Raw genomic sequence first — 23,510 nt, 5'->3', positions numbered from 1 at the left:
TGTAATCCAGTCTTTATTCACGAGGAACGCCCTCCAATCAACTGCAGCGTATCGGCATATTGCGACGTAAACTGATCGAGGTCCATGACCCCAGCCACGTTTTGAAGAACGACCCTTTGACCGGTTTTCCGCAATGATTGTGCTTGCTGAAATGCTTCTTGTTGTCTTTCTTTGCTAAACAAAATAAGCGTCGTTTTTTCGCTAGTTGGCGGATCGACATGATCGAGTGCTTCGACGAGACGGTCCAGTCGCAAGCCAAAGCCAGTTGCACTTGCCTCTCTCCCGAATTTTGGTAGCAATTCATCATAACGTCCCCCGCTCCCGAGTGGAAACCCAAGATCAAACGCATAGCTTTCAAACACAACACCTGTGTAATAATCAATATGCATGACGAGGTTCAAATCAATATTCATATACTCCGAGACGCCGTAGCTCTCTAACACATGCCAAACGTCTTTAATTTCTTCCAATGAGCGCAATGCTTCTGGACTCGTTACGAGCGTTTTGGCCGTATCCAATACTTCTAGCCCACCGCGCAACGATAACAATTGCAACAAACGATTTTTCTCCAACGAGGATATGGACAATTGCTCTACACGATGTTTAAATCCTACGTAATTTTTTTCGAATAAGTATTGCTTTAATTCTGCTACACCTTGCCCTTGACCGACAATTTCTTTAAATAGTGCATTCATAAAGCCGATGTGACCAAATGCAATGCGAAAATCATCAAGTCCGGTTCGCTTTAAAGAGGATGCCATGAGCGCCATCGCTTCTCCGTCGGCATTCATCGTCCGGTCTCCAATGAGCTCGACCCCGTACTGTTGGAATTCAGCCGGACGCCCTCCTTCATTCACTTGAGCCCGATACAAGTACGTATTGTAGGAAAGTCGTAATGGAAATGGCATTTCTTGCAGACCAGAACTTGCCACACGCGCAATCGGTGCGGTCATATCTGGACGTAGCACTAACGTACGCCCCTCTTTATCCAATAGCTTAAACAACTTTGCATCATGGATGGCAGACGCAGCACCAACGGTTTCATAGTATTCAAGAGCAGGCGTATGTAGCATGTTGTACCCCCAAAGGCGCACTTCTCTATCAATCGCTTCCTCGATGTCTCGCGTCCGATTAAAAAGTGGAGGCAGCGTATCATTCATTCCGAGCGGTTTCTCAAACATAAATGGATTCGACATGGATATATCCCCCAGTTACAGGATTTTTCACTTTAGTTTGTTAGAGTGATAACACATTAAAGATATTGTAGAGTTTACACTTATTCGTGAATTTCGTCAATGAACGTACACAAAAAGCTTGCTGTTGTTTATGTACAACAGCAAGCTTTTTTTAGACCGCCGCTCCGTCCAATCTTTTTTCGTTATTGCGAATAACAAACGTAAAGATGGAGCCGAGTGCTCCTAACGTTAAGATGGTAAATACGAACAATACAACGTAGCTGTCGCTGTATTTTTTAAACAGGTGGAAAAATGCAAACAGTGTGAAACCGGTTAATGCTAACCCTAACGGAATCGTAATAATGAATGCGAATGGAATGAAAGAACTAATGAATCCAAACATGAAGTTTGCAGCCATAAGCCCAACTAATATCCACGGTAGCGCTTCGCGCATCCCTGAACCTAGACGATCTTTAACTAACACTGCAAGTAAGTAGTACTGTGCGTAAGGAATAAATGCGAGCCATGCATAATCGATACCTTCCCGTTGCCCCATTTTAAATAGACCAAAAGCAAGGAATAAATACAGTACGATCGCCACTATAAATATTACAACAATGAACACACCTAAAAACGCAAGAATGCCAAGAATAAAGCTTTCTTCAGCCGTCATACGAACACCTCCTTTCTAATTGTTATTTAGGAGTAATGACTTGCATCGGATTCCCCCCAACAAATGCTCCGGGTGCGACATCTTTATGAACGAGTGTCGCTGCCGACACAATCGCTCCATCCCCAATCGTTACGCCAGGTAAGATGAGGGAATTTGCACCAATCATCACATTGCTGCCAATGACGACATCTCCTAACCGGTATTCATCAATCAAATACTCATGCGCTAAAATTGTCGTCGAAAAACCGATAATTGTATTGCTCCCGACCGAAATTCGCTCCGGGTACATCACATCAGGAGTTACTTTTAGCGCAAACGATGTGCGCTCACCGACGTTCATTTTTAGCAGGTGACGATACATCCAATTTTTCACACGTAAAAATGGCGTTACCCGACTCACCTCAATGACGATGAAGTTTTTGACGACCTTCCAAAAAGACACCGTTTTATACATATGCCAAAGTGAGTTGTCTTTTTCTACCGGGTAACGTTGTGTGTTTCGTCCCATGTTATTCGACTCCTAAAATATTCAATAGATCCCGCATATCATTCAATACGTAATCAGGTGCAGTGCCTTCACTTCATCCAACCCACGTACCGCCCAACTTACAGCAGCTGTCGCTGTTCCCGCTCGCTTTCCACCATCAATATCATGCGTATTGTCGCCAACCATAAGCGTTTGTGCAGGCTGACTGCCAAGCGCTTGCATCGCTTTCTTTAATGGTTCTGGGTGCGGTTTTACATGCTCAACATCATCAAATGTTACGATCGTCGAAAAATACGGCTTCAAACCGGTAATCTCCAAACCTCGCTCCGTCGTTGTTTTCCTTTTTGTCGTCACAACACCTAACTTAAACCCCGCTTCAAACAGCCTTGATATGGTTTCACGAACCCCTTCGTATTCTTTTAATAGCTCGTCATGGTGTTCGTGGTTATGTTCAATGTACATCGCAATCATTTCTTCTGCACGTCCGACATCAAGACGTTGGAACGTATCATTGAGCGAAGGCCCGATAAACGGAAGGATTTCAGTTCTCGAGTACTCCCCTGGATAATAATGCCCTAACGTATGTTCGAACGAAGAAATAATCAATTCATTGCTGTCTACAAGTGTGCCATCCAAATCAAAAAGCACCGTATCGACTGTTCTCATGAGCAACAGCCTCCTTTTGTTCATTTTTCTTTTCTGAGCGATTCCAAAAATAGGCAACGACCATCGTCAGAAGGATGGCTGTTACTAAACGAATGGCTAGTAACGGCAGGACTGGAATGCCGAGCGGTATGAATATGAGCGTATCCTCTACAATGGCGTGACAAGCGACGAGAAAGATGACGACGAGATATACATCTTTCTTTTTTACGCCGTTTTTCTTCACTTCCTCAATCATCACCCCTGCTCCAAGAGCAAGTCCGAAAAATAATCCAGAAGCAAGCGTTGTAGATGTATTCGGAGCGATACCGAGTAATCGTGTGAAAGGAAGCATCTTATGAGAGAACCACTCGAGTAACTTAAGGTCTCGCATCACTTGAATAAGAAGCATAATCGGAAAGACGAAAACAGCGAGCTGTAAAATTCCCATCGTAGCTGCTGTTAAACCCTCGAATGCTATTCCTGCAACACTTGTAGGCTCAACTGTTTCAGTTGCTTGCAACATGCCGTATTGTGCGATTTCTTGCCCACCTTGCCAAAGCCAGTTAATCATCACTGCAGCAAACAGCGCCAATCCAATACGAACGAGCAAAATGACAGAAATTCTCACTCCGAGTTTCGTTGCTACTGCCGATTCAACGATGAGGTTATGACTAAATGACAACATAACCGCTAGAATAAAGACTTCTTTTACGGTGAGTTCCAGTGAAAGGATCGCACCGATCCCTGCGTACAAATTAAGAAAGTTCCCAAGTACGAGAGGGATGGCGGCTTCTCCAGGCAATCCAAGCCACCCCATCACTGGAGCGATTTGCCGGGCAATCCAGTCCAAAACCGGTGTATGAGATAGAACCGTGATGAGAAACGTGATCGGAAAGATGATTTTTGCGAGCATCCAAGTTGTCTTCAGTCCAGACATCAGACCGTGTTTTAACGTTTTCATCCGCTTCCTCAATTCATTTATTTCTTTTTATGGTTATTCTTCTTGTTCGTTTTCTCGTCATCATCTTTGTAGCGAACATCCGAAAGGCCTGCTTTTCTTCGATAGATTAAGACGGCAACAGCACCAATAATGAGCACAATCGATAACACTTGGGCTGTGCGCAACAAATCAAAGATCATCAGACTGTCGGTCCGCAAACCTTCTATAAATAGTCGCCCAAAGGAATACCAGATCACATAAGTGAGGAACAGCTCACCACGACGTAAGTTCACACGGCGTAAGTACAAGAGTATGGCAACACCGATCAAACTCCAAAGTGATTCGTATAAGAACGTCGGGTGGTAATACGTGCCATCGATGTACATCTGGTTAATGATGAACTCAGGCAACATGAGGTTCTCAAGAAACTGGCGTGACACTTCCCCACCATGTGCTTCTTGATTCATAAAGTTACCCCAACGTCCAATTGCTTGGCCTAAAAGGATACTTGGTGCGGTAATATCAGCAAGTTTCCAAAACGATACTCCTCGTTTCTTCGCAAAGACAATAGCTGTAATAACGGCACCGATGAGAGCACCGTGAATGGCGAGGCCGCCTTCCCAAATGGCAATAATTTGCCCAGGGTTTTCCAAGTAATAATCCAGTCGAAAAAGTACGTAGTACAAGCGGGCACTCACAATGGAAATAGGGACTGCCCAAATTAACAAGTCTAAAAGTAGCTCTGAATGTAGTCCTCTTCGTTTCGCTTCATGATTCGCGAGTAAAAATGCGAGAAGTCCACCGAGCATAATGATCAACCCATACCAATAAATGGGCCATCCAAATATTTCAATGGCTACCGGATTTAGTGGCTGAACCGAATAAAACAGCATACGCTCACCTCTTAATTATTTTTATTCATCTTTATCGTAGTCTTCAATAACATCCATCAACTTGTTCGAGAATTCCTGTGCTGCATTAATGCCCATCCGTTTCAGCCGGAAGTTCATGGCAGCTACTTCAACGATAACCGCTAAGTTTCGCCCAGGGCGAACAGGAATTGTATATTTAGGTATTTCACTTTCTAGAATTTGTAACTTATCTTCATCGATGCCAAGACGATCATAAGCTTTTGTCTCATCCCAAATTTCTAAGTGTACATTTAACGTAATTCGTTTAAACGGTCGGACGCGCCGGCGCCAAATAGTGTCATGACGTCAATGATGCCAAGTCCACGGATTTCCAACAGATGGCGAATAAGGTCAGGCGCTCTCCCCATGAGTGTATCCGCATGCTGTTGACTAATTTCTACCGAATCATCGGCAACGAGTCGATGCCCTCTACGCACGAGATCAAGAGCCGTCTCACTTTTACCAACACCACTTGCACCAGTAATAAGAACGCCGATTCCGTATATGTCGACTAACACACCATGAACAGCCGTTGTGTCCGCTAGTTGTGCTTCGAGGAAGTTCGTCACCATACTGATGAGTCGAGTCGTTGTCATATCTGCTCGCATAATCGGTACACCTGAGCGTTCAGATGCTTTTTTTAATTCTTCCGGTGCTTCGAGACCTCTGGAAATAATGACCCCAGGTGTGTTGGCTGTGCACAGCTTGTCCATTCTTTCAGCTTTCTGGTCGGCAGTGAGTCGTTCTAAAAACGTTAGCTCCGTTCTACCTAACAATTGCAATCGCCGACGAGGATAATATGTAAAGAAACCAGCCATTTCCATACCCGGCCTAGAAATATCACTCGTTGTAATCGGACGGTAAATTCCATCCTCTCCACCGAGAAGTTCTAACGAGAAGCGATCGATCAAGTCTTTCGCCGTTACTTTTGACATCGTTACACCTCCATGCATTCCACGATCAAGCCGTTCGCAGATCTTTACTATTGTAGCATGTTTGAAAGCGCAAATGAACGACAAAGAGCGCCCGTGATGGATTCCGGGCGCTCTTAAATTATGATGTGAACGGTTTTGACAGCAAGTTAAGCAATGCGTTAATCACTGCCATAACAACAGCAGCTAGAATCGCGGTACCGAAATTCTCAATCATGAATAGATCGCCCATTACCCAAGAAATCACGTACAAGAGCAGAGCATTTATGACGAAAATAAAGATACCAAGCGTTACGATGGTGACAGGTAAGGTCAAGACGACAATGATTGGCTTTACGAGTGTGTTCGCCAAGCCGAGCAAAACGGCAGCAAGGATCGCTGCTCCCCAACCGCTTAGTTCAAACCCATCAAATAGTAAACCTGTAATTAAAAGCACTGCTGCATTCACCGCAATATAGAAAAAACAACCGATCACGTTTGTCTGTCTCCTTCTGAAGCACGAGTATCGTCATTGCCAAATATACGAGAGAAGTGAAAGGAAAAGCGAATATGAGACTAATGACAGCAATGATCCGAATCAGTTTCACGTCAATCGATAAAACGTTCGCCAAACCACCACAAACACCTGTGAACCAACGGTCCGTATCTGAACGGCGCAAAGATCCCATATTCGCTACCTCCTATTCTCTTCCTTCTGATTTCAATGATACTGAGCCTGTTTTCGTACTCGCTTCAATGCGAAGCTGCTGTTCGTAGCTTGGGTTAGAGACTAACGAAAGCGTCTTTTGAATAAAGTCTCGTTTCTCCTCAAGTACATCGACATTCGGCAACTTCCAATGATAATTGCCAACGTTTGTTTTGAGTTTCGCCTTCGTGCCAATCTCCTCAGGTACAACGACATAAATTGAACCTGTTGTTGCATTCAATGACGCTCTGCCTTCCTTTACATCACGCAGACGACAATTAATCGTGCCATTCAGTGATTCAGCGTCAATGTCGTCGAAACTTCCTTCTATATCGATCGTACCGTTCGCTGTGCGCAAGTCAATTCTTTCGCTTTGACCGCCTTTAATATGAATCGTTCCATTCATCGCTTCGGCTTCCAAAACATCGGCTTTAAGATCTTCAAGTTCCAAGCTCCCATTCACCGATTTGACCGTCACGTACGTGCTGTCCACATCTCGCAACGAAATCTTGCCGTTAAACGTGTACAACTTCAACTTATCTAGCTTCTTCTTCGGGACGTAGATTGTCGTATTAACTTTCAAACGTTTGGATTTCGTGTACAAGTGTAGTTCTCCACCGACGGATTCTAACACGGTGTTTTCTAGAAATGCATCGCGCGCTTCCTCTTCACCATCCGCCTTATACACCTTCGCTTTGCAGTCGACTTTCACGTCTTCTTCATCCCAAACAACGACATCAATCGTGCCGTTCTCTAAAGACACTTCAAACAGCTCTTCGGTCATATTCGTATGTTGAAAGATATGGTTTACTTCAACTGCATTGCCGAAGTTGAAATCAAGATCAAGTTCTTTGATTTTCGTCACTGCTGACTCAACAAAATCTGAGAACCAACGGGCACCTTCGCTCCAGCGACTGCTTTCATCCGATCCGTTTTGACGCTCGTTCTCTCGTTCATCAAATCGCTTATTTCCTTCGTCCCAATTCACTTGTGTACTTAACTCTGACGTTTCACGTGTCGTCGAACTGCTCACCGTCGATTGCTTTTTCTCTTGGTTGCCAATCGCCTTCATGAGCTTCTCGCCATCTTCTGCACTAATCTTGCCTTCATCAATCATCTTTAGAATCATTTTGCGTTCTTCCACAATATATCCCCCACTTTCAGATTAATGATTTGCGATTGATACATATACGTTTAATAGGAAAAACCGGTTTCAGATGAACTACGAATTTACTGATGCTTCTTCGTCCATGCGTTTGTTCTCTCGTTCAAGAATCGGCTTTAAGAACGCACCTGTGTGTGACTGATTGTTAGCAGCGATTTGCTCTGGTGTACCAGTAGCGACAATTTCACCACCGCCATCTCCACCTTCTGGTCCGAGATCAATCATATAGTCGACGGTTTTGATAACATCTAGATTGTGTTCAATAACAAGTACGGTGTCACCATGGTCAACGAGGCGCTGCAACACTTGCAACAGCCGCTTGATGTCATCGACGTGTAATCCCGTTGTTGGCTCATCCAAGATATATAAAGAACGACCACTGCTCCGCCTGTGAAGTTGCGATGCAAGCTTCACACGCTGAGCCTCCCCACCTGACAGCGTGGTGCAGATTGCCCTAATTTTATATACCCTAATCCGACATCTTGTAACGTTTTAATTTTGCGGTAGATTCTTGGGATGTTCTCATAAAAGACAATCGCTTCATCAACCGTCATCTCAAGCACATCTGCAATGTTCTTATTTTTGTATTTAATGTCGAGCGTCTCGCGATTATATCGTTTCCCGTCACATTCTTCACAAGGCACGTAGACATCAGGAAGAAAATGCATCTCAATCTTAATGATACCGTCTCCTCGGCATGTCTCGCAACGACCGCCTTTCACATTAAAACTGAACCGGCCCTTCTGATACCCTCGTACTTTCGCTTCGTTCGTCATCGCAAACACTTCGCGAATATAATCAAATACACCTGTGTACGTTGCTGGATTCGATCTTGCGTTCGCCCGATCGGAGACTGGTCAATGTTCACGACGTAATCCAGCTCTTCAATCCCTTTAATCTCTCGGTGTTTTGCTGGCTTTTCACGAGCACGGTGCAGCTTTTGGGAAAGTGCTTTTCGGAGAATGTCATTGATGAGTGTACTCTTCCCAGATCCTGATACTCCAGTAACCGCATTGAACACCCCGAGGGGAATATCAACGGACACGTTTTTTAAGTTATTAGCGCTTGCCCCTTTTATTGAGATCTTTCGATCTGTACGATTTCTTCTTTCTTTTGGCAATGGGATATACCGCTTCCCTGACAAGTATTGACCAGTTAATGACTCTGGATCTTCCATTACTTGATCTGGTGTTCCTTCGGACGTAATATACCCACCGTTTAACCCGGCACCGGGACCAATATCAACGATATAGTCGGCAGCAAGCATCGTGTCTTCATCATGTTCAACGACAATTAGCGTATTGCCAAGGTCACGCATCCTTTCCAACGTTCGGATGAGGCGCATGTTATCTCGTTGGTGCAAGCCGATGCTCGGCTCATCCAAAATGTATAGAACACCCATCAATGCCGAGCCAATTTGGGTGGCAAGACGAATACGTTGGGCTTCCCCACCAGACAACGTGCCAGCTGTACGGCTAAGTGTTAAGTATCCGAGACCGACATTCCCTAAAAACCCTAGACGCTCAGAGATTTCATTCAAAATGAGCCGGGCAATTTGGCGATCTTTCTCAGACAAGTCGAGCTGCTCAATCCACGACTTCGTTTGTAAAATAGGCAAGTCCGTCACTTGACCGATATGCTTTCCATCAATCCAGACAGCGAGACTTTCGTCTTTTAAGCGATGCCCATTACACGTTTTACATGCCTTGCTAATCATGTATTGCTCCATCTGCTCACGCACATAGTCTGACGACGTCTCGTGGTAACGACGGGAGATATTGTTTAGCACCCCTTCAAATTGAATGAGTCGTTCCCGGACGCCACCAAACTCATTCTCATGGCGAAACAGCACTTTCTCTTTGCCACCGCCATAAAACAAGATATTCACGTGTTCTTTCGGAAGATGCTTGAATGGGACATCCATATCAATACCAAAGTGAGAACACACAGCTTGCAAGAGATGCGGATAATAGTTAGAACTCGTTGGTTTCCACGGCAAAATCGCATGTTCATTCAACGAAAGATCAGCGTCAGGAACAACCAATTCTTCATCGGTTTCCAGTTTCGCACCGATACCATCACACGTAGGCATGCCCCAAAAGGATTGTTAAAAGAGAAAAGACGCGGTTCTAACTCACCGATGGAGAATCCACAATGAGGGCAAGAATGATGTTGATTAAACAATACTTCTTCCTCGCCGACAACATCAATAAGAATGCGTCCACCTGATAGTTCAAGACCGGTTTCTAAAGAACCTGAAAGTCGGGCCTCAATACCCTCTTTAATCACGATGCGGTCTACCACCACTTCAATATTATGCTTTTTATTCTTCTCCAGCGTAATCTCTTCAGACAAGTCAACAATCGTATCGTCAACACGAACACGGACAAACCCTTGTTTCTTTAAGTCCTCAAATACTTTAACGTGCGTACCTTTTCTCCCAGAAACGACAGGCGCAAGAATTTGCATTTTCGTTCGTTCTGGATATGTGAGCAGCTGGTCAATCATTTGCTGAACACTTTGGGACGTAATGGGAATGTGGTGTCGCGGGCAATAAGGCATACCAATACGGGCAAATAACAATCGTAAATAATCATATATTTCAGTAACGGTGCCAACGGTTGATCGCGGGTTTTGGCTCGTCGTCTTCTGGTCGATGGAAATCGCAGGCGATAAGCTTCAATACTGTCTACATCTGGCTTATCCATCTGTCCCAAAAACTGCCTTGCATACGAAGATAATGATTCCACATACCGGCGCTGCCCTCAGCATAAATCGTGTCAAACGCAAGGGATGACTTACCTGAGCCCGACAACCCTGTAAATACAATAAGTTGATCGCGAGGAATGGTCAGATCTACATTCTTTAGATTGTGTGATCTTGCACCTTTAACTTGAATATTCTCTAATGCCATAAGTCGGGTCTTCCCTTCCATCCATAGTCGATTAGCTACCCTTTAGTTCGATGAGCACATCTCGTAACTCAGCTGCCCGTTCGAAATCCAATAAGCGCGCAGCTTCTTTCATATCTGTTTCGATCTTCTCGATCGTTTTCTCTCGTTCTTCTTTGGACATCTGTTTTGGTTTCTTTACGACCGCGCTGTCTGTTTCGTCAGAAGAGACCGTCGCTTGCACCGTCTGTGGTACAGCTTTTTGAATCGTCTTCGGTTCGATGCCGTGCTCTTCATTATGCTTCTTCTGGATGGCGCGCCGGCGCTCAGTTTCATCAATAGCGACCCGCATCGAGCCTGTAATCTTGTCCGCATACATGATGACTTGACCTGCTGCGTTTCGTGCCGCACGACCCATTGTCTGAATGAGCGATCGCTCCGCTCGTAGAAACCCTTCCTTGTCAGCGTCTAAAATTGCAACAAGGGAAACCTCAGGGATATCCAACCCTTCACGCAACAAGTTAATGCCGACGAGACAATCAAACTCACCGAGGCGTAACTGCCGGATAATCTCCAGCCTTTCTAGCGTCTTAATATCAGAATGAAGGTATTTTACTTTAATACCAATTTCCGTCAAATATGTGCTTAAGTCTTCCGACATCTTCTTCGTAAGCGTCGTAATGAGTACTCGTTCACCTTTTTCTGCACGTTCATTAATCTCACCGATGAGGTCATCAATTTGACCTTCAATCGGACGCACATCAACAAGTGGATCAAGCAGCCCCGTCGGCCGGATAATTTGTTCAACCATTTCCGGAGACTGTTCCTCTTCATAAGATCCAGGTGTTGCGGAGACATATACCGCTTGCGATACCCTACCCTCAAATTCATCGAACTTTAATGGGCGGTTATCCATTGCTGATGGCAGACGGAAGCCGTGATCAACAAGCACTTGCTTTCTCGCTTGGTCTCCGTTATACATTCCCCGTACTTGCGGTAACGTAACGTGCGATTCATCTACAATTAAAAGAAAATCTTCTGGAAAGAAATCAATTAACGTGTACGGGGATTCGCCAGGGTTCCGGAACGTAAGGTGTCTTGAATAGTTCTCGATACCTGAACAAAAGCCCATTTCATGCATCATTTCAATATCATAACGCGTCCGCTGTTCTAGTCGCTGCGCTTCAAGCAATTTGTTGCGACCGTGCAACACGTCAAGCTGTTCCTCTAATTCTTTCTCGATATTCACAATCGCTTTCTTCATCTTTTCTTCACGAGTCACAAAGTGCGAGGCTGGGAAAATAGCGACGTGATTACGATCCCCGATGACTTCACCGGTTAACGCATCTACCTCAGTGATCCGGTCAATCTCGTCACCAAAAAACTCTACACGAAAACATTGCTCATCACGAGATGCTGGAAAGATTTCTACAACATCTCCACGTACGCGAAACGTACCACGAATAAAGTTAATATCATTGCGTGTATATTGAATGTCTACCAAGTCATTGAGTAGCTCATCGCGTCCTTTTTCCATATCCGTGCGTAAGGAAACGACAAGATCACGGTATTCTTCCGGTGATCCTAAGCCATAGATGCAACTTACACTTGCGATGATGATGACATCATCACGTTCAAAAAGCGCGCTCGTTGCCGAGTGCCGTAACTTATCAATCTCATCATTAATGCTTGCATCTTTCTCTATAAAGGTGTCCGACTGAGGCACATACGCCTCCGGTTGATAATAATCGTAGTAACTAACAAAGTATTCCACAGCATTGTTAGGGAAAAATGCTTTGAACTCATTATATAGCTGACCAGCAAGTGTCTTATTGTGTGCAATAATTAACGTCGGTTTCTTTACTTCTTGAATGACGTTCGACATCGTAAATGTCTTGCCTGTTCCCGTCGCTCCAAGCAACACTTGGTGACGTTTCCCATCACGAACCCCTTTCACAATCTCTTTGATTGCATTCGGTTGATCCCCTTGCGGTTCGTATTCCGATACTAACTCAAAATCTCGGCTCAAAACAGGTTCCTCCTTCTGTCAACAACGATCATCTTCTTTGTGTAAGTATACCATAGCGAAAGAAAAAGCGAACATATTTTCGCTTTTTCTTTTCCAATGTCCATAAAAAGACATTCCCGTTTTTGGCATGATTATTCATAGAATGCCTCAATCGGGAATGTCTTATAACAACTTTGTTTTAATTATCCATGTGAGTCGTAACTATGCCACTCTTCACGGCTTTCGGGCTTCAAAAAGATAATGCCTAATTCGTGATGCTGATTATCGTAAAGAGCGGCTTGTTCGATCCGCTTTTCACCTTGAGCATCAACAACTTCGACCCGTCCATACGCAGGGTTAATTTGCAGCTTTTGGTAGAAACTCCACTCGCTATTGACCGGTTCTTGGTGTACTTTTGTAATGATTTCCCCTGGTTTTAAGCCCATCTTGTCTGCAGGAGAATCAGTAATTACTGCAAGAATCATCACTCCATCAGACCGTGGCGTGAAGTATGGAATTTGACGACCTTCCCTTGATGCCCGCAATATATGAACGAACACTACGAAGGCGAACAACACTGAGACCGTTACGAGTGATGAGAAAACATCAAAGTACACAATAGTTGCACCGACACTTGCCAGTACAGCCAACCAAAGCGTACGGATCGCCGTACGTTGTATTTGCTTGTACAGTAGTTCAGTTTGTGAACGCGCTCGGTGTCCAATGAGTATGGGTAGTAGTACGAGCGAAACTTCATTTCCGAACGAAAATACTGGCCACCAACCGATGTCAGAAAATCCACTTCCAGGAATGAATATGAAAATGGGAATGAGCCAAGCTCGTTCCACCATTTGTCCACCAATCCACTTTCCTCGCTTACTCTTTGTCCGAAGCGGCGAAAAGTGTGTCGGTTTCTTTAACCGAATTAGAAGGATGGCTTCCACTATGAGGAGCAGCCCAACGAGAACGAGTACAGGAAACGCCTCAGCTTGTCCTACTTGCACAAATGGCAGTTCCACATTGAAAAAGGCGAAACCAACATCCAATAAGTACGCAATTAACAGTGCATATGCAGCTGATAAGAAACGCGCACCGAATACGATGAGAAGCAATGCATACAGCATTGCAGCCATTAAAATGTATGCAGGTGCGAACACCAAACCGAGTAGCAAAACGACAGATGAAAGCACGATCTGCTAACACACCGGGAATAAGCGGGTAAAACAATTCATTCGTCCAAGCCCCGATTCCTGTATGAAACATCTTACGTTCTCTTTTAACGCGGCGGTACCCTAACCAAGCCATAAAAAGTAGTGCGATATATGTAAGTGGGTGCACAAAAAACAAACCAATTCCTGTAAGCAACTCGTTCAGCCACGTTGGCATCGCGCATCCCTCATTTCTAGATCTTTCCTTTATTATAACTGAGTCATCAGAAAATAGCTTCCTAAAAAAGAACCATGCATTCGCGTATCCAAAGAGACGAATGCATGGCCTGCTTCATTTAAGATGCTTGTTCTAAAATCACTTCAATGGCTCGGTTCAATTGCCGATCATTACTTGGCTCTCGGATTTGTTCAACAATGCTTGTATGAAGCGCTTGAGCGGTCTCTTCGTTGATCGTACCGTTCACATCGAGGTCGTCCGCCATCTCTTGAAATGCAATAACTGCGTTCTCTGTTTGTTCGTCGAAATACCCGTCTGTTCTTCCTGGCTCATAACCAAGACCGAGTAAGATCTCTTGAGCACTGCGTACTTGATCGTTGTTATCGTTTGGCTCTAACGGTTCATCAATCGCCAATGCCGTCGCATAGAAATAGTCAGGTTGTGTCTGTTCAATGGTCGGCTCCACACCTTCCTCATGAATGTCATTTCCAGCCGAAGTAAGCCAGCGGAACATCGACAAATTCATCTCACTTCCATCACCAAAATCATACGACTGTTGCACCGTGCCTTTTCCAAACGTCGTCTCACCAACAAGCTCGTATCCTCCAGCCTCATTCAATGCAGCGGCGAGAATTTCCGATGCAGAAGCGCTACCCCCGTTAATAAGTCCAACAATCGGATAAGACTTATTCTCTTCTAACGTGGAAGCGTCTCAGTCACCGTACCGTCTGGTTCCTCTACTTGAACAATCGTTTCACCTTTAGGTAACAGCAAGCTACCAATTTCTTGAACACTGTTCAAATACCCACCAGGGTTCGCTCGCACATCTACAATTAACCCATCAATGCCTTCATTCTCAAGCTCATCGAGGCCTTCTCTAAACTCATCGGCTGTATCAATAGAAAACGATGTGATTTCAAGAACACCAATATCTTGACCATCTCTTTCATAATGGTGCGCATGCACCGTTTCTACCGGAATTGAATCTCGCTCAATCTCTACTTCAAATGGTTCAGAAGCTGATGCTCTACCGATTGTAAGCACACATTCGTGCCTTTTTCACCACGAATTTGCATGAGCGCTTCATTTAAGGTCTGACCTTCCGTCGGATTGCCGTCAACCTCAAGAATTCGATCATCAGGCATTAGACCTGCCTCTTCTGCAGGTGATCCTTGAATAGGAGAAACAATTGTCACGTTGCCATTTACCATATTTACTTCGGCGCCAATACCTTCAAATTCATTGCCGAGTGACTGTGTAAACTGCTCTGCGGTGTCACGATCCATATAGACCGAGTATGGATCTTCCAACTCTTCTAGCATGCCGCGAATGGCCCCTTCATAGAGCTCATCTTCATTTACTTCTTCTACGTATCCTTCTGAAATAACGTCAAAAGCTCTGTGCACCTTATCCCAGCCGCTACCTTCACCATCAGAATTTGAGTCACCTTGACTCAGCGGTGCATCATAACCACCTTGGTCCAAACTTGCACCTGCATACATTCCTCCGGCACCTGCGACAAGAACAGCAGCTACGAGAGCCGCAATCCATTTGCCACTTCCACTCATCATTGCTCCACCTCTATTTATTAAAACGACATGACTTGCCTTTTAAGAGCATATGAAACGCTTGTATTGCTTATGATGTGAACCTCTCTTCCCACCATTTAAACACATTTTCTGTATCAAGACAAAGGAATATAGGCGGAAGTTTTTTGACGATAGAATGAAAATCCACCCCCATAACAGCCTTTTAAATAAGTTGAAACAAAGAAGTTCCGATTGAGAATAGCGTCGGGGTTCAGTGCGTTTCCATTGTTACACTCGGCGTAGAAACTCCGTTGCAATTTCCTGGCAAACAGGTCGTTTTTGCCAGAGATAAAAAGGTGAAACAAATGCCCGTTGGCGAAATTTGTATGGCCATTCAGGTGAGCAACGCTGTCTTTTCTCTGACGATTCGATCCTTTCTATAAACCTAGCCGGCAGACAACAGCGTGTGATGATAAATATCGGCTCCCTTACCTCATTATGCTTTAGCGAGATCTAATGGGTCCGACTGATGTGGAGATTTCAAAAAGGATGACGCATTGCAATTGTTAACAATCCAATCATAGAAACGTCTATGTGGGAATTCCTGCAGAAAATGGTTCCTCATTCAATAAAATCCCATCATAAACGTGATCTACGTGGGGTTTTCTATTTACCTAAAGTGAAACAAGGTTATACGCTTTGCAATTCCCCGCTTTCAATGAGCCGCAGACAAACTCGCAAAAAAGCCACAAGAGGCCAGGCCGCTTGTGGCTTTTCATCTATGATTTAGAAGTAATTCACTGGATTCACTGAATTACTCTTTGCTCCGTTCCATGTGCCTTCATGCACTTCAAAGTGAAGGTGAGGACCTGAAGAACGCCCGGTGTTACCCATAATGCCGATCTGTTGTGTACGGCTTACGGATTGGCCGACCGAAACGTGAATGGAATCAAGATGCGCATATAGCGTCTCGATTGTTCTGCCGCCGATGTTGTGGCGAATAATGACCGTGTTTCCATATCCGTTCATGTATCTGGCTGACTGAACGGTTCCAGATTCAGAAGCAACGATCGGAACGTTAGAACGACCTGCTTGTGGAATGTCAACACCGTGGTGCATTCTACCATTTCTCATCCCGTAATGAGAGTTAATGTTCCCTGTTGCTGGGCGTGCTAGCGTACCACCGGTGTCACTCACAGAGGAAGATCCTCCGCCTACACTGGAGCCTGAGTCGCTAGAGCTGCCGCCGCCTCCTGAGCTGTTTGAAGTCGATGAAGGAGATGACGTTGTCGCCGCCGCTGTCTCTGCTGCAGTCTCTGCTTCAGCCGCCGCTGCTACGCGTGCTTCTTCTTGTGCTTGACGCTCAGCTTCAGCCGCGGCTTCCGCTTTTGCGATTTGATCTCTTTTCGCATCTTCTTGATCTTCAAGTAGCTGCTGCTCATTGGCAAGTGCGTCTATCTCATCTAAAAGTTGCATTTCATCATCTTCAAGCCCTGACATGACGTCGTTTTTCACCGCCATCATATCTTCAAGCTCTGCACGTAACTCTTCTAATTGTTCTAAGTGGTTTTCCAAGGTTGATAGATTATCTTCAACTTGGGCTTTCTTCTCTTCCAACAATTCATGGTCAGCTTGATGCTCTTCTAAAATGTCGCGATCTTGCTCAGCGATTGTGGAAAGAGTATGTACACGCTCAATAAAATCACCGAAGCTTTGCGCGCCAAGCAGAACTTCTAGATATTCAACCGTACCGCCACCGTTTTTATACATCGACGCTGCCCGGTCTTTAATGAGTTCATCACGCTCTGCAATTCTTGCTTCAATTTCTTCAATTTCTGCTTCTAACGCTTCAATTTCCTCTTCAATTTCCGTAATTTCCGTTTCTAAACGGTTCATTTCAGAAGATGTTTCGCTAATTTCTTCGTCGAGTTCACGAATTTCTTCGCTAATGGCGTTCAAATCGTTTTCGACGCCATCAAGCTCGCTCATTTTATCTTCTGTACGATTCTCTACCTCTTGACGATCACTCTGAAGTTCACTTAACTCTTGCTCAAGCTCTGATGCTGAAGCTGAGCTGGTGTAACCCGTCCAGCCCGCTACAGCTACTAAGAGCGATGCCCCGAACATGAATAGCTTTTTCCCCTGCATGCTTAGCGTTCCTCCCAAAGTTCTGTTTTTCTATACTCGTAAAAACTTCCGCACAGACATCTGACTACCAAAGGCCCCAACAATAACACTAATGAAAAGCAGTATGGCTGACACTTGCCAAATCATCGGATTCGGATCAACAAGTGTGAAGAATGGAATTTGATCATACATAAAACTATGCAAGTAGTAATATCCTGCGGTGAGACCCGCAATTGGTATGATTGCTCCAAAGATTCCAATGAGCATACCTTCTATGAAGAACGGATAACGAACGAAACTGTTCGTTGCTCCGACAAGTTTCATAATTTGAATCTCATCTTTACGTGAGATAATTGTAAGTTTAATTGTGTTCGAAATGAGGAATATAGATGTAAAGATTAACCCTATGACGAGCGCCCCGCCAATGACCCGAATGTAGTTCGTAACGGTGAACAGTTCAGAGAGAATTGTTTCTCCGTATTCAACCGTCTCAACTTCAGGTTGCGAGCGAATCTCTTCGGCCAACGGTTCTGTCATTTGCGGATCGGTTGCCTGTATAATTAGCGCATCGTTTAACGGGTTCTCATCCCGCAAGTTTTCAAACACCGCTCCTTCAGAGCCTAAGCTATCAAGAAAATAATCCAAGCCCTCATCCCGGTCTCGATAGATGACGGATTCAACCGAGGCATTTTGCTCAATATCTTCCATCAAATTTTCTTGCTGACTAGATTCAACATCTTGTTCAAAAAATGCACGAATCTCCACATCATTTTCGATCGTATCGACAAGACTGTTCGTATTGATAATGAGGAAACCGAACACACCAACAACAAATAGCATGATTGCAACTGCACTGATAGAAGCGAAGCTCATCCAGCCGTTGCGTCGAATGTTCTTTAAACCTTCTCGTCCGTGGCGTGTGAGTGTTCTACGCTTCATAGCCGTATGCTCCTCCCGCTTCATCCCGAACGACTTTGCCGCTTTCAATGGCGATGACTCGTTTTTTCAACGTGTTAACGATGTGACTGTTGTGTGTGGCCATAACAATGGTTGTCCCTCGGTTATTAATCTCTTCAAGCGTGCCCATAATGCTCCACGCCGTCTCGGGATCAAGGTTTCCTGTCGGCTCATCCGCAATAAGAATTGCAGGCTGGTTAACCATTGCTCGTGCAATCGCAATCCGTTGCTTCTCTCCACCTGATAATTCCGTTGGATTAAACCGGGCCTTCGACTTCAAACCAACAATTTCTAGTACGTCCATCACTTGTGACTTGATCTTCTCTGGTGATTCTTCAATCACTTCAAGAGCGAAAGCAATGTTCTCATATACCGATAGCTTATTAAAAAGCTTGAAGTCTTGAAAAACAACGCCAATCTTTCTTCGTAAGAAAGGAATTTGCTTGTTTGACAAATCTCCAAGGTTCTTCCCGTTAATATGGATGGTTCCTTCAGTCGGTTTTAATTCCCGAATCATTAGCTTAATAAAGGTTGTTTTACCGGCACCACTCGGTCCTACGACATAAACAAATTCACCTTTATCGATGTGTATATCCATCCCATTTAGCGCCTGAACCCCATTAGGATACTGTTTGCGCACTCGTTTCATTGTTATCATCTTACTGATCACACCCAAAATTAAAAACTCTTGACGAAATATGTAGACGTTTGAAACCTCTTGTCATAATCTACGAAAATCATTATATCAATTCCCCCCAACTTTTTGTGTTACAGTTTGATTTCATCTCAATAACAAACATTCCAACAAACAGCAGAAGCGTTCTTCTGTGCCCATTCGACATGTAACAATTTGACTGTGACAATTTTGCATCCAAAAAAAGCCTTCTGTATATAACAGAAGCACAAACGTATATCGCTCAGTATTTTCCTATCTAATAGGAACCCTTGTGATGACCTCGTTGTAGAGCTGCGACTCTCATTACCAATAGAGCGTGTCGTTAACTGCAGACAATCTGCTTTCATAATTATTGATTTGGAATTAGAAGAACACCGCTTAGAAACAAAACTACGCCAAACGATCATTTCCCTTTCGAATCTATTTCCACTAAGATCGGATTGGAATGAGGATGAGCAATCAGGTTAGCAAACCTCGAACAACTCGGCTTCGAGAAACGTCTTGAACGCTCATTTCCATACTTGAGCATCAATATAGTGTGGACTTTAGATTTTCCTGATTTGTGCTGTGGATTATTGCTTTCAACTACAGGCTAATGCTTGCACTCCAAAGCACAAGTGCAACATCGGTGGTCAAAAATCGACCCCCGTGTTTTCTATGCACTACAAAGCACAAGTGCAACATCACCTCTCACTTCGCTCCGCTTGTGCTCGATGTGTCTATTATGCAGTCCAGACTATAAGTACAACATCGGTTGCCAAAAGATGGCAACCGAGTTTTCTTCTATGCAGCGGAGGACCAGCCTAGACTCAGTCTTGCGACGAGGTCACTGAAAAAATAGCGTCTCACTCTCTAATTTACTCGTTAACGCGAACCACCGGGTCCTAACTATGTGGGGATTTCAACTACATAGAGCTTTGCGATCATACATTATCCCATCATAGAACCGTCTATGTGGGGTTATCGCCTTTCTATGTGGGGATTCCTGCTAAAAAGGGTTCCTCATTGAATTAAATTCCATCATAGACAGGGTCTACGTGGGATTTTCTATTTATTGCAAACGAAACATTGTTATACATTTTTGAATTTCTCTTTTTCAATGAAATGAACCTCTTACAACCTGCGGGATCTCGCCTCAGCCATTCTCCCGCAGGCGTCACCGCCTTTCGTTCCAATAAACAGTACTGAATAGGCGATGTTGGTATGCTAGAGGTACTTAATTGTGACACTGAACGGTGGTAACAGAAACGATTCATTGCTACGTCTACTGTGAACGATTAACATCGATCTTCGGTGACGTCAAGCTTTTGGCGTTAACGGTGTGTTTACCGTGGTTTTGGAAGAAATTCTTTAGTTCAACTCATATAGGTAGTCTATACAACAGCCTGCACCGCAGGGGGCTAAAACACCACGATGATTCGAAGTGTTTCATTACCCATGCTCAGCGATATAATTCGCGACCGATTCGGCTTCTTGCCCTCAAGTAAGTTGGCAGGCATACTTCCTGGTCCTTCAAAAATGGCATCTAACACTTGTTCTGCATCATACCCTTGCAAGGCAGGACCGGCGGACCCGCCCCCTCCACCTTCAATGTCACCGTGGCAACTCATGCAATTCTGCTCATACAAATGAAATGCTTCTGCACCGTCGTAACCGTCACCAACTTCCGCTTCTTGGTCGGTCGTTCCTCCGTCATCATCACTGACCGGTTCGCGGTCATCTCCACAGCCAGCACTGACTAGTAAGAGCGAAACGGCAAGTACATGCTTGAATGGTTTCACTATGATTTACCTCATTTCAATTTGAAAAAGCTTCGAGCAGACGCTCGAAGCTTCCTCCACTACCCTTCTTGTGCAACATACTTTGATACGGCTTCTGCATCTTCACCAGAGACAAGTCCTGCTGGCATTGAACCAGGTCCTTGTTCAATCGCATCATATACTTCTTCTTCACTATATCCTTCCAATGCAGGCGCAGATGCACCTTCTAGGTCGCCACCGTGGCAAGACATACAGTTTTCTTCGTAAAGCGCCATACCCTCTTCAGCACTAACACCATCGGCTTGCTCGCCATTCCCATTGTCATCAGCTGGGGCATCGTCACCACCACCACAGCCGCCTAAAATAAGCATTGCAACACTACACGTCATTAGGAACTTTTTCAACCTCATACCCTCCTTCCTCATCAGCGATGTTCATTCTCGTAGTAGAGTCTGAGCATGAGGTCATGCTCGTGAGCATTAGTGTTCCTAATTTAGTCCATTTTAAAACCTTGACCTAAAACTTCTGTTGCATTAGTGACGACAACAAAGGCATGATGGTCAATCTTTTGGACAGTATATTTTAATTTCGAAACTTCATTTCGGTTAACGACAACCATTAAAACGGGACGCTCATCGTCTGTAAAGCCGCCAGATGCTTGTAATTTCGTAACGCCTCGATCTACATCTGTCAAAATCGCTTCTTTTACCCGCTCTTCATTCGCTGTAATGATAAAGGCCATTTTGTCGTACCCTAGACCGGTCTGAACAATATCAATCGTTTTCCCGGTGACAAATAAACCGATGAGGGCGAATAATGCCAGTTCAATACTAAAAGCAAATGCAGAGATGGTCACGATTAATCCATCCATAAAAAATACACATGCACCGAGGGAGAGCCCCGTGTACTTATTAATGATTTGCGCAGCAAGGTCCGTTCCGCCTGTTGACGCTCCGGAACGGAACACCAGACCAAGTCCGGCGCCAACACCAATCCCACCAAACAACGAAGCTAACAGCGGGTCATTCGTAAGCGGCGCCCAATCTTGTGTTAAAAATACGACAAATGGCAAAAATAACGTCCCGACGATCGTTTTTGCGCCGTAATTCCAACCACCTAGAAGTAGCATCCCCAAAATAAATAAGGGTATGTTCAGCGCCCATAAAGTGAGGTGGGGAGCAATGCCAACCGTTTCATAAATAATCGTCGCAAAACCACTTACTCCACCAGATGCAATCTGGTTCGGCAATAAAAATAAGTTGTATGATATCGCAACTAAAGCAGAACCGCCGAGCACGAGAAACAAATTGGTAATAATTCTAAGTTTCCCTTCCACCGGTTGTCTGCCCCGTCTTCTCTGAATAGAAAGCATGAAAAAACCGTCTCCTCATCTGTTGCACGCAAAAAATGAAGCTGCCAAAATCGAGGCAGCTTACATTCCTTTTGCTTATTTATTCTCTAAAGTGGATCGTAAATATTCATCAATAAATGGATCAATGCCACCATCCATCACTCCACCTGTATTACCAACCTCAAAATTCGTCCGGTGGTCTTTCACCATGTTATATGGGTGGAATACGTAAGAACGAATTTGGTTTCCCCAACCGATGTCTCCTTGGTCGCCACGAAGCTCATCAATTTCTTTTTGTTGTTTTTCAATTTCCAACTGATAAAGCCGCGCTTTTAGCATCTTCATGCTTGATCGCGGTTTTTAATCTGAGACCGTTCGTTTTGACATTGCACGACCGTGTTTGTTGGCAAATGAGTAATGCGAACCGCCGAGTCGGTCGTATTGACGTGTTGCCCACCGGCACCACTCGCACGATACGTATCAATCTTCAAGTCTTCCGTATTAATGTCAACGGCGACGTCATCATCCATCTCTGGCATCACATCGCACGAAACAAATGATGTATGTCTTCTCCCCGATGAATCAAATGGCGAAATTCTCACGAGTCGATGAACGCCTTTTTCCGCCTTCAGATAGCCATAAGCGTTAAGTCCTTTAATGAGCAACGTAACGCTCTTAACACCCGCTTCATCACCAGGCAAGTAGTCCATCGTCTCTACAGAAAACTTCCGTTTTTCCGCCCAACGGGTGTACATCCGCAATAGCATCTCCGCCCAGTCTTGTGACTCTGTCCCGCCTGCGCCAGGATGCAGCTCCAATATCGCATTTTTGCGTCATGGGGCTCACTGAGCAACATTTGCAGCTCGAATTGATTGATGCGTTCACCGAGTTGTTTTAAGCTTTTCTCCAAGTCTTGCTGCAGATCGGCGTCCTCTTCTTCTTGCAACAATTCATAGCTCACTTCTTGATTCTCGAGCTCTTCGGCAAGCTCGCTAAACGTCACTGTAATATCTTTTAATCCGTTGGATTCATCAATAACTTTTTTTTGACTCGTTTTGATCATCCCAAAATCCAGGCTCCGTCATCTTCAATTCCAGCTCAGCAATCCGTGCCTCTTTGGTCTCTAAGTCAAAGAGACCCCCTAAAGTCCGCGAGGCGCTTTTGCATCGCTGAGATTTCATTCCGAATTTCTACACTGTCCATCATTCATCAT

19 protein-coding genes and 4 pseudogenes are annotated in these 23,510 nt (G+C 44.6%); all 23 read right to left on the bottom strand.

Translation table 11 applies throughout. The features are described from left to right. Positions 1-17: 17 nt before the first annotated feature. The 23 genes and pseudogenes from JCM19037_RS03805 to prfB all read right to left on the bottom strand — a co-directional run bounded on the left by JCM19037_RS03805 (position 18) and on the right by prfB (position 23,500). A complete protein-coding gene (locus JCM19037_RS03805) occupies positions 18-1,196 on the bottom strand; it encodes an ATP phosphoribosyltransferase regulatory subunit (protein WP_042398032.1) in 1,179 nt (392 codons plus the stop codon). Between the two features lie 151 nt (positions 1,197-1,347). Then, complete coding sequence (locus JCM19037_RS22000) at positions 1,348-1,848, bottom strand: hypothetical protein (RefSeq protein WP_052363513.1); 501 nt, start codon at positions 1,846-1,848, stop codon at positions 1,348-1,350. A 22-nt stretch (positions 1,849-1,870) separates the two neighbouring features. Continuing rightward, positions 1,871-2,356: a DapH/DapD/GlmU-related protein gene (locus tag JCM19037_RS03795; protein WP_042398030.1), complete on the bottom strand. Its 486-nt coding sequence runs from the start codon at positions 2,354-2,356 to the stop codon at positions 1,871-1,873. Between the two features lies 1 nt (position 2,357). Next, positions 2,358-3,001 (bottom strand): annotated as a pseudogene (ppaX, locus tag JCM19037_RS03790) (pyrophosphatase PpaX). After that, positions 2,973-3,941 carry a nucleoside recognition domain-containing protein gene (locus JCM19037_RS03785; RefSeq protein ID WP_042398028.1) on the bottom strand — a complete coding sequence of 323 codons (969 nt, stop codon included), beginning with the start codon at positions 3,939-3,941 and terminating at the stop codon, positions 2,973-2,975. Before JCM19037_RS03785 ends, ppaX begins: the two are co-directional and overlap by 29 nt. A gap of 17 nt (positions 3,942-3,958) precedes the next feature. Further along, positions 3,959-4,813 carry a prolipoprotein diacylglyceryl transferase gene (lgt, locus tag JCM19037_RS03780; protein WP_042398024.1) on the bottom strand — a complete coding sequence of 285 codons (855 nt, stop codon included), beginning with the start codon at positions 4,811-4,813 and terminating at the stop codon, positions 3,959-3,961. A 21-nt stretch (positions 4,814-4,834) separates the two neighbouring features. Beyond that, positions 4,835-5,766, bottom strand: a pseudogene (hprK, locus tag JCM19037_RS03775) (HPr(Ser) kinase/phosphatase). 118 nt (positions 5,767-5,884) lie between these two features. Beyond that, a complete protein-coding gene (locus JCM19037_RS03770) occupies positions 5,885-6,238 on the bottom strand; it encodes a phage holin family protein (protein WP_238544523.1) in 354 nt (117 codons plus the stop codon). Then, entirely contained in the window at positions 6,171-6,431 is a 261-nt protein-coding gene (locus JCM19037_RS29860) for a PspC domain-containing protein (RefSeq protein ID WP_081829034.1), read from the bottom strand. The genes JCM19037_RS03770 and JCM19037_RS29860 overlap by 68 nt, the downstream gene beginning before the upstream one ends. 12 nt (positions 6,432-6,443) lie before the next feature. Then, entirely contained in the window at positions 6,444-7,592 is a 1,149-nt protein-coding gene (locus tag JCM19037_RS03765; RefSeq protein ID WP_042398021.1) for a DUF4097 domain-containing protein, read from the bottom strand. Positions 7,593-7,670: 78 nt separating this feature from the next. Then, positions 7,671-10,527: pseudogene (gene uvrA / locus JCM19037_RS03760) on the bottom strand (excinuclease ABC subunit UvrA). A gap of 31 nt (positions 10,528-10,558) precedes the next feature. Next, positions 10,559-12,532 (bottom strand): excinuclease ABC subunit UvrB, encoded by a 1,974-nt coding sequence (uvrB, locus tag JCM19037_RS03755; RefSeq protein WP_042398018.1) that lies wholly within the window; start codon positions 12,530-12,532, stop codon positions 10,559-10,561. Positions 12,533-12,714: 182 nt separating this feature from the next. Beyond that, positions 12,715-13,701, bottom strand: a complete 987-nt coding sequence (locus JCM19037_RS03750) for a PDZ domain-containing protein (protein ID WP_042398015.1) — start codon at positions 13,699-13,701, stop codon at positions 12,715-12,717. A 314-nt stretch (positions 13,702-14,015) separates the two neighbouring features. Continuing rightward, positions 14,016-14,531, bottom strand: a complete 516-nt coding sequence (locus JCM19037_RS29120) for a S41 family peptidase (RefSeq protein ID WP_307189719.1) — start codon at positions 14,529-14,531, stop codon at positions 14,016-14,018. A 62-nt stretch (positions 14,532-14,593) separates the two neighbouring features. Next, on the bottom strand, positions 14,594-14,941 hold the full coding sequence (locus JCM19037_RS29115) for a S41 family peptidase (RefSeq protein ID WP_307189716.1): 348 nt from the start codon (positions 14,939-14,941) through the stop codon (positions 14,594-14,596). After that, entirely contained in the window at positions 14,896-15,468 is a 573-nt protein-coding gene (locus JCM19037_RS29110; protein WP_307189715.1) for a S41 family peptidase, read from the bottom strand. The genes JCM19037_RS29115 and JCM19037_RS29110 overlap by 46 nt, the downstream gene beginning before the upstream one ends. Positions 15,469-16,212: 744 nt before the next feature. Further along, positions 16,213-17,574: a murein hydrolase activator EnvC gene (locus tag JCM19037_RS28965; protein WP_042398013.1), complete on the bottom strand. Its 1,362-nt coding sequence runs from the start codon at positions 17,572-17,574 to the stop codon at positions 16,213-16,215. Positions 17,575-17,604: 30 nt separating this feature from the next. Continuing rightward, positions 17,605-18,492, bottom strand: a complete 888-nt coding sequence (gene ftsX, locus JCM19037_RS03735; protein ID WP_042398011.1) for a permease-like cell division protein FtsX — start codon at positions 18,490-18,492, stop codon at positions 17,605-17,607. Then, positions 18,482-19,168, bottom strand: a complete 687-nt coding sequence (ftsE, locus tag JCM19037_RS03730) for a cell division ATP-binding protein FtsE (RefSeq protein WP_042398008.1) — start codon at positions 19,166-19,168, stop codon at positions 18,482-18,484. Before ftsE ends, ftsX begins: the two co-directional genes overlap by 11 nt. Positions 19,169-20,586: 1,418 nt before the next feature. Beyond that, entirely contained in the window at positions 20,587-20,967 is a 381-nt protein-coding gene (locus JCM19037_RS03725) for a cytochrome c (RefSeq protein WP_052363512.1), read from the bottom strand. A gap of 59 nt (positions 20,968-21,026) precedes the next feature. Continuing rightward, a complete protein-coding gene (locus JCM19037_RS03720; RefSeq protein ID WP_052363511.1) occupies positions 21,027-21,350 on the bottom strand; it encodes a c-type cytochrome in 324 nt (107 codons plus the stop codon). An 89-nt stretch (positions 21,351-21,439) separates the two neighbouring features. After that, entirely contained in the window at positions 21,440-22,318 is an 879-nt protein-coding gene (locus tag JCM19037_RS03715; RefSeq protein WP_081829032.1) for a YitT family protein, read from the bottom strand. Positions 22,319-22,393: 75 nt separating this feature from the next. Further along, a pseudogene (gene prfB, locus JCM19037_RS03710) lies at positions 22,394-23,500 on the bottom strand (peptide chain release factor 2). Positions 23,501-23,510: the final 10 nt, after the last annotated feature.

The organism is Geomicrobium sp. JCM 19037 (assembly GCF_000698105.1).
Taxonomy (GTDB): Bacteria; Bacillota; Bacilli; order Bacillales; family Marinococcaceae; genus Geomicrobium_A.
Note: the sequence above shows the minus strand (reverse complement) of the source record. Positions and strands in the feature narration are given on the sequence as shown.

Bases quoted from the DNA above. Each gene is read 5' to 3' on its own strand.
- JCM19037_RS03805 (WP_042398032.1), bottom strand. From the start codon at position 1,196: ATGTCGAATCCATTTATGTTTGAGAAACCGCTCGGAATGAATGATACG.
- JCM19037_RS22000 (WP_052363513.1), bottom strand. From the start codon at position 1,848: ATGACGGCTGAAGAAAGCTTTATTCTTGGCATTCTTGCGTTTTTAGGT.
- JCM19037_RS03795 (WP_042398030.1), bottom strand. From the start codon at position 2,356: ATGGGACGAAACACACAACGTTACCCGGTAGAAAAAGACAACTCACTT.
- JCM19037_RS03785 (WP_042398028.1), bottom strand. From the start codon at position 3,941: ATGAAAACGTTAAAACACGGTCTGATGTCTGGACTGAAGACAACTTGG.
- lgt (WP_042398024.1), bottom strand. From the start codon at position 4,813: ATGCTGTTTTATTCGGTTCAGCCACTAAATCCGGTAGCCATTGAAATA.
- JCM19037_RS29860 (WP_081829034.1), bottom strand. From the start codon at position 6,431: ATGGGATCTTTGCGCCGTTCAGATACGGACCGTTGGTTCACAGGTGTT.
- JCM19037_RS29110 (WP_307189715.1), bottom strand. From the start codon at position 15,468: ATGATGAGTGGAAGTGGCAAATGGATTGCGGCTCTCGTAGCTGCTGTT.
- JCM19037_RS28965 (WP_042398013.1), bottom strand. From the start codon at position 17,574: ATGCAGGGGAAAAAGCTATTCATGTTCGGGGCATCGCTCTTAGTAGCT.
- ftsX (WP_042398011.1), bottom strand. From the start codon at position 18,492: ATGAAGCGTAGAACACTCACACGCCACGGACGAGAAGGTTTAAAGAAC.
- ftsE (WP_042398008.1), bottom strand. From the start codon at position 19,168: ATGATAACAATGAAACGAGTGCGCAAACAGTATCCTAATGGGGTTCAG.
- JCM19037_RS03715 (WP_081829032.1), bottom strand. From the start codon at position 22,318: ATGCTTTCTATTCAGAGAAGACGGGGCAGACAACCGGTGGAAGGGAAA.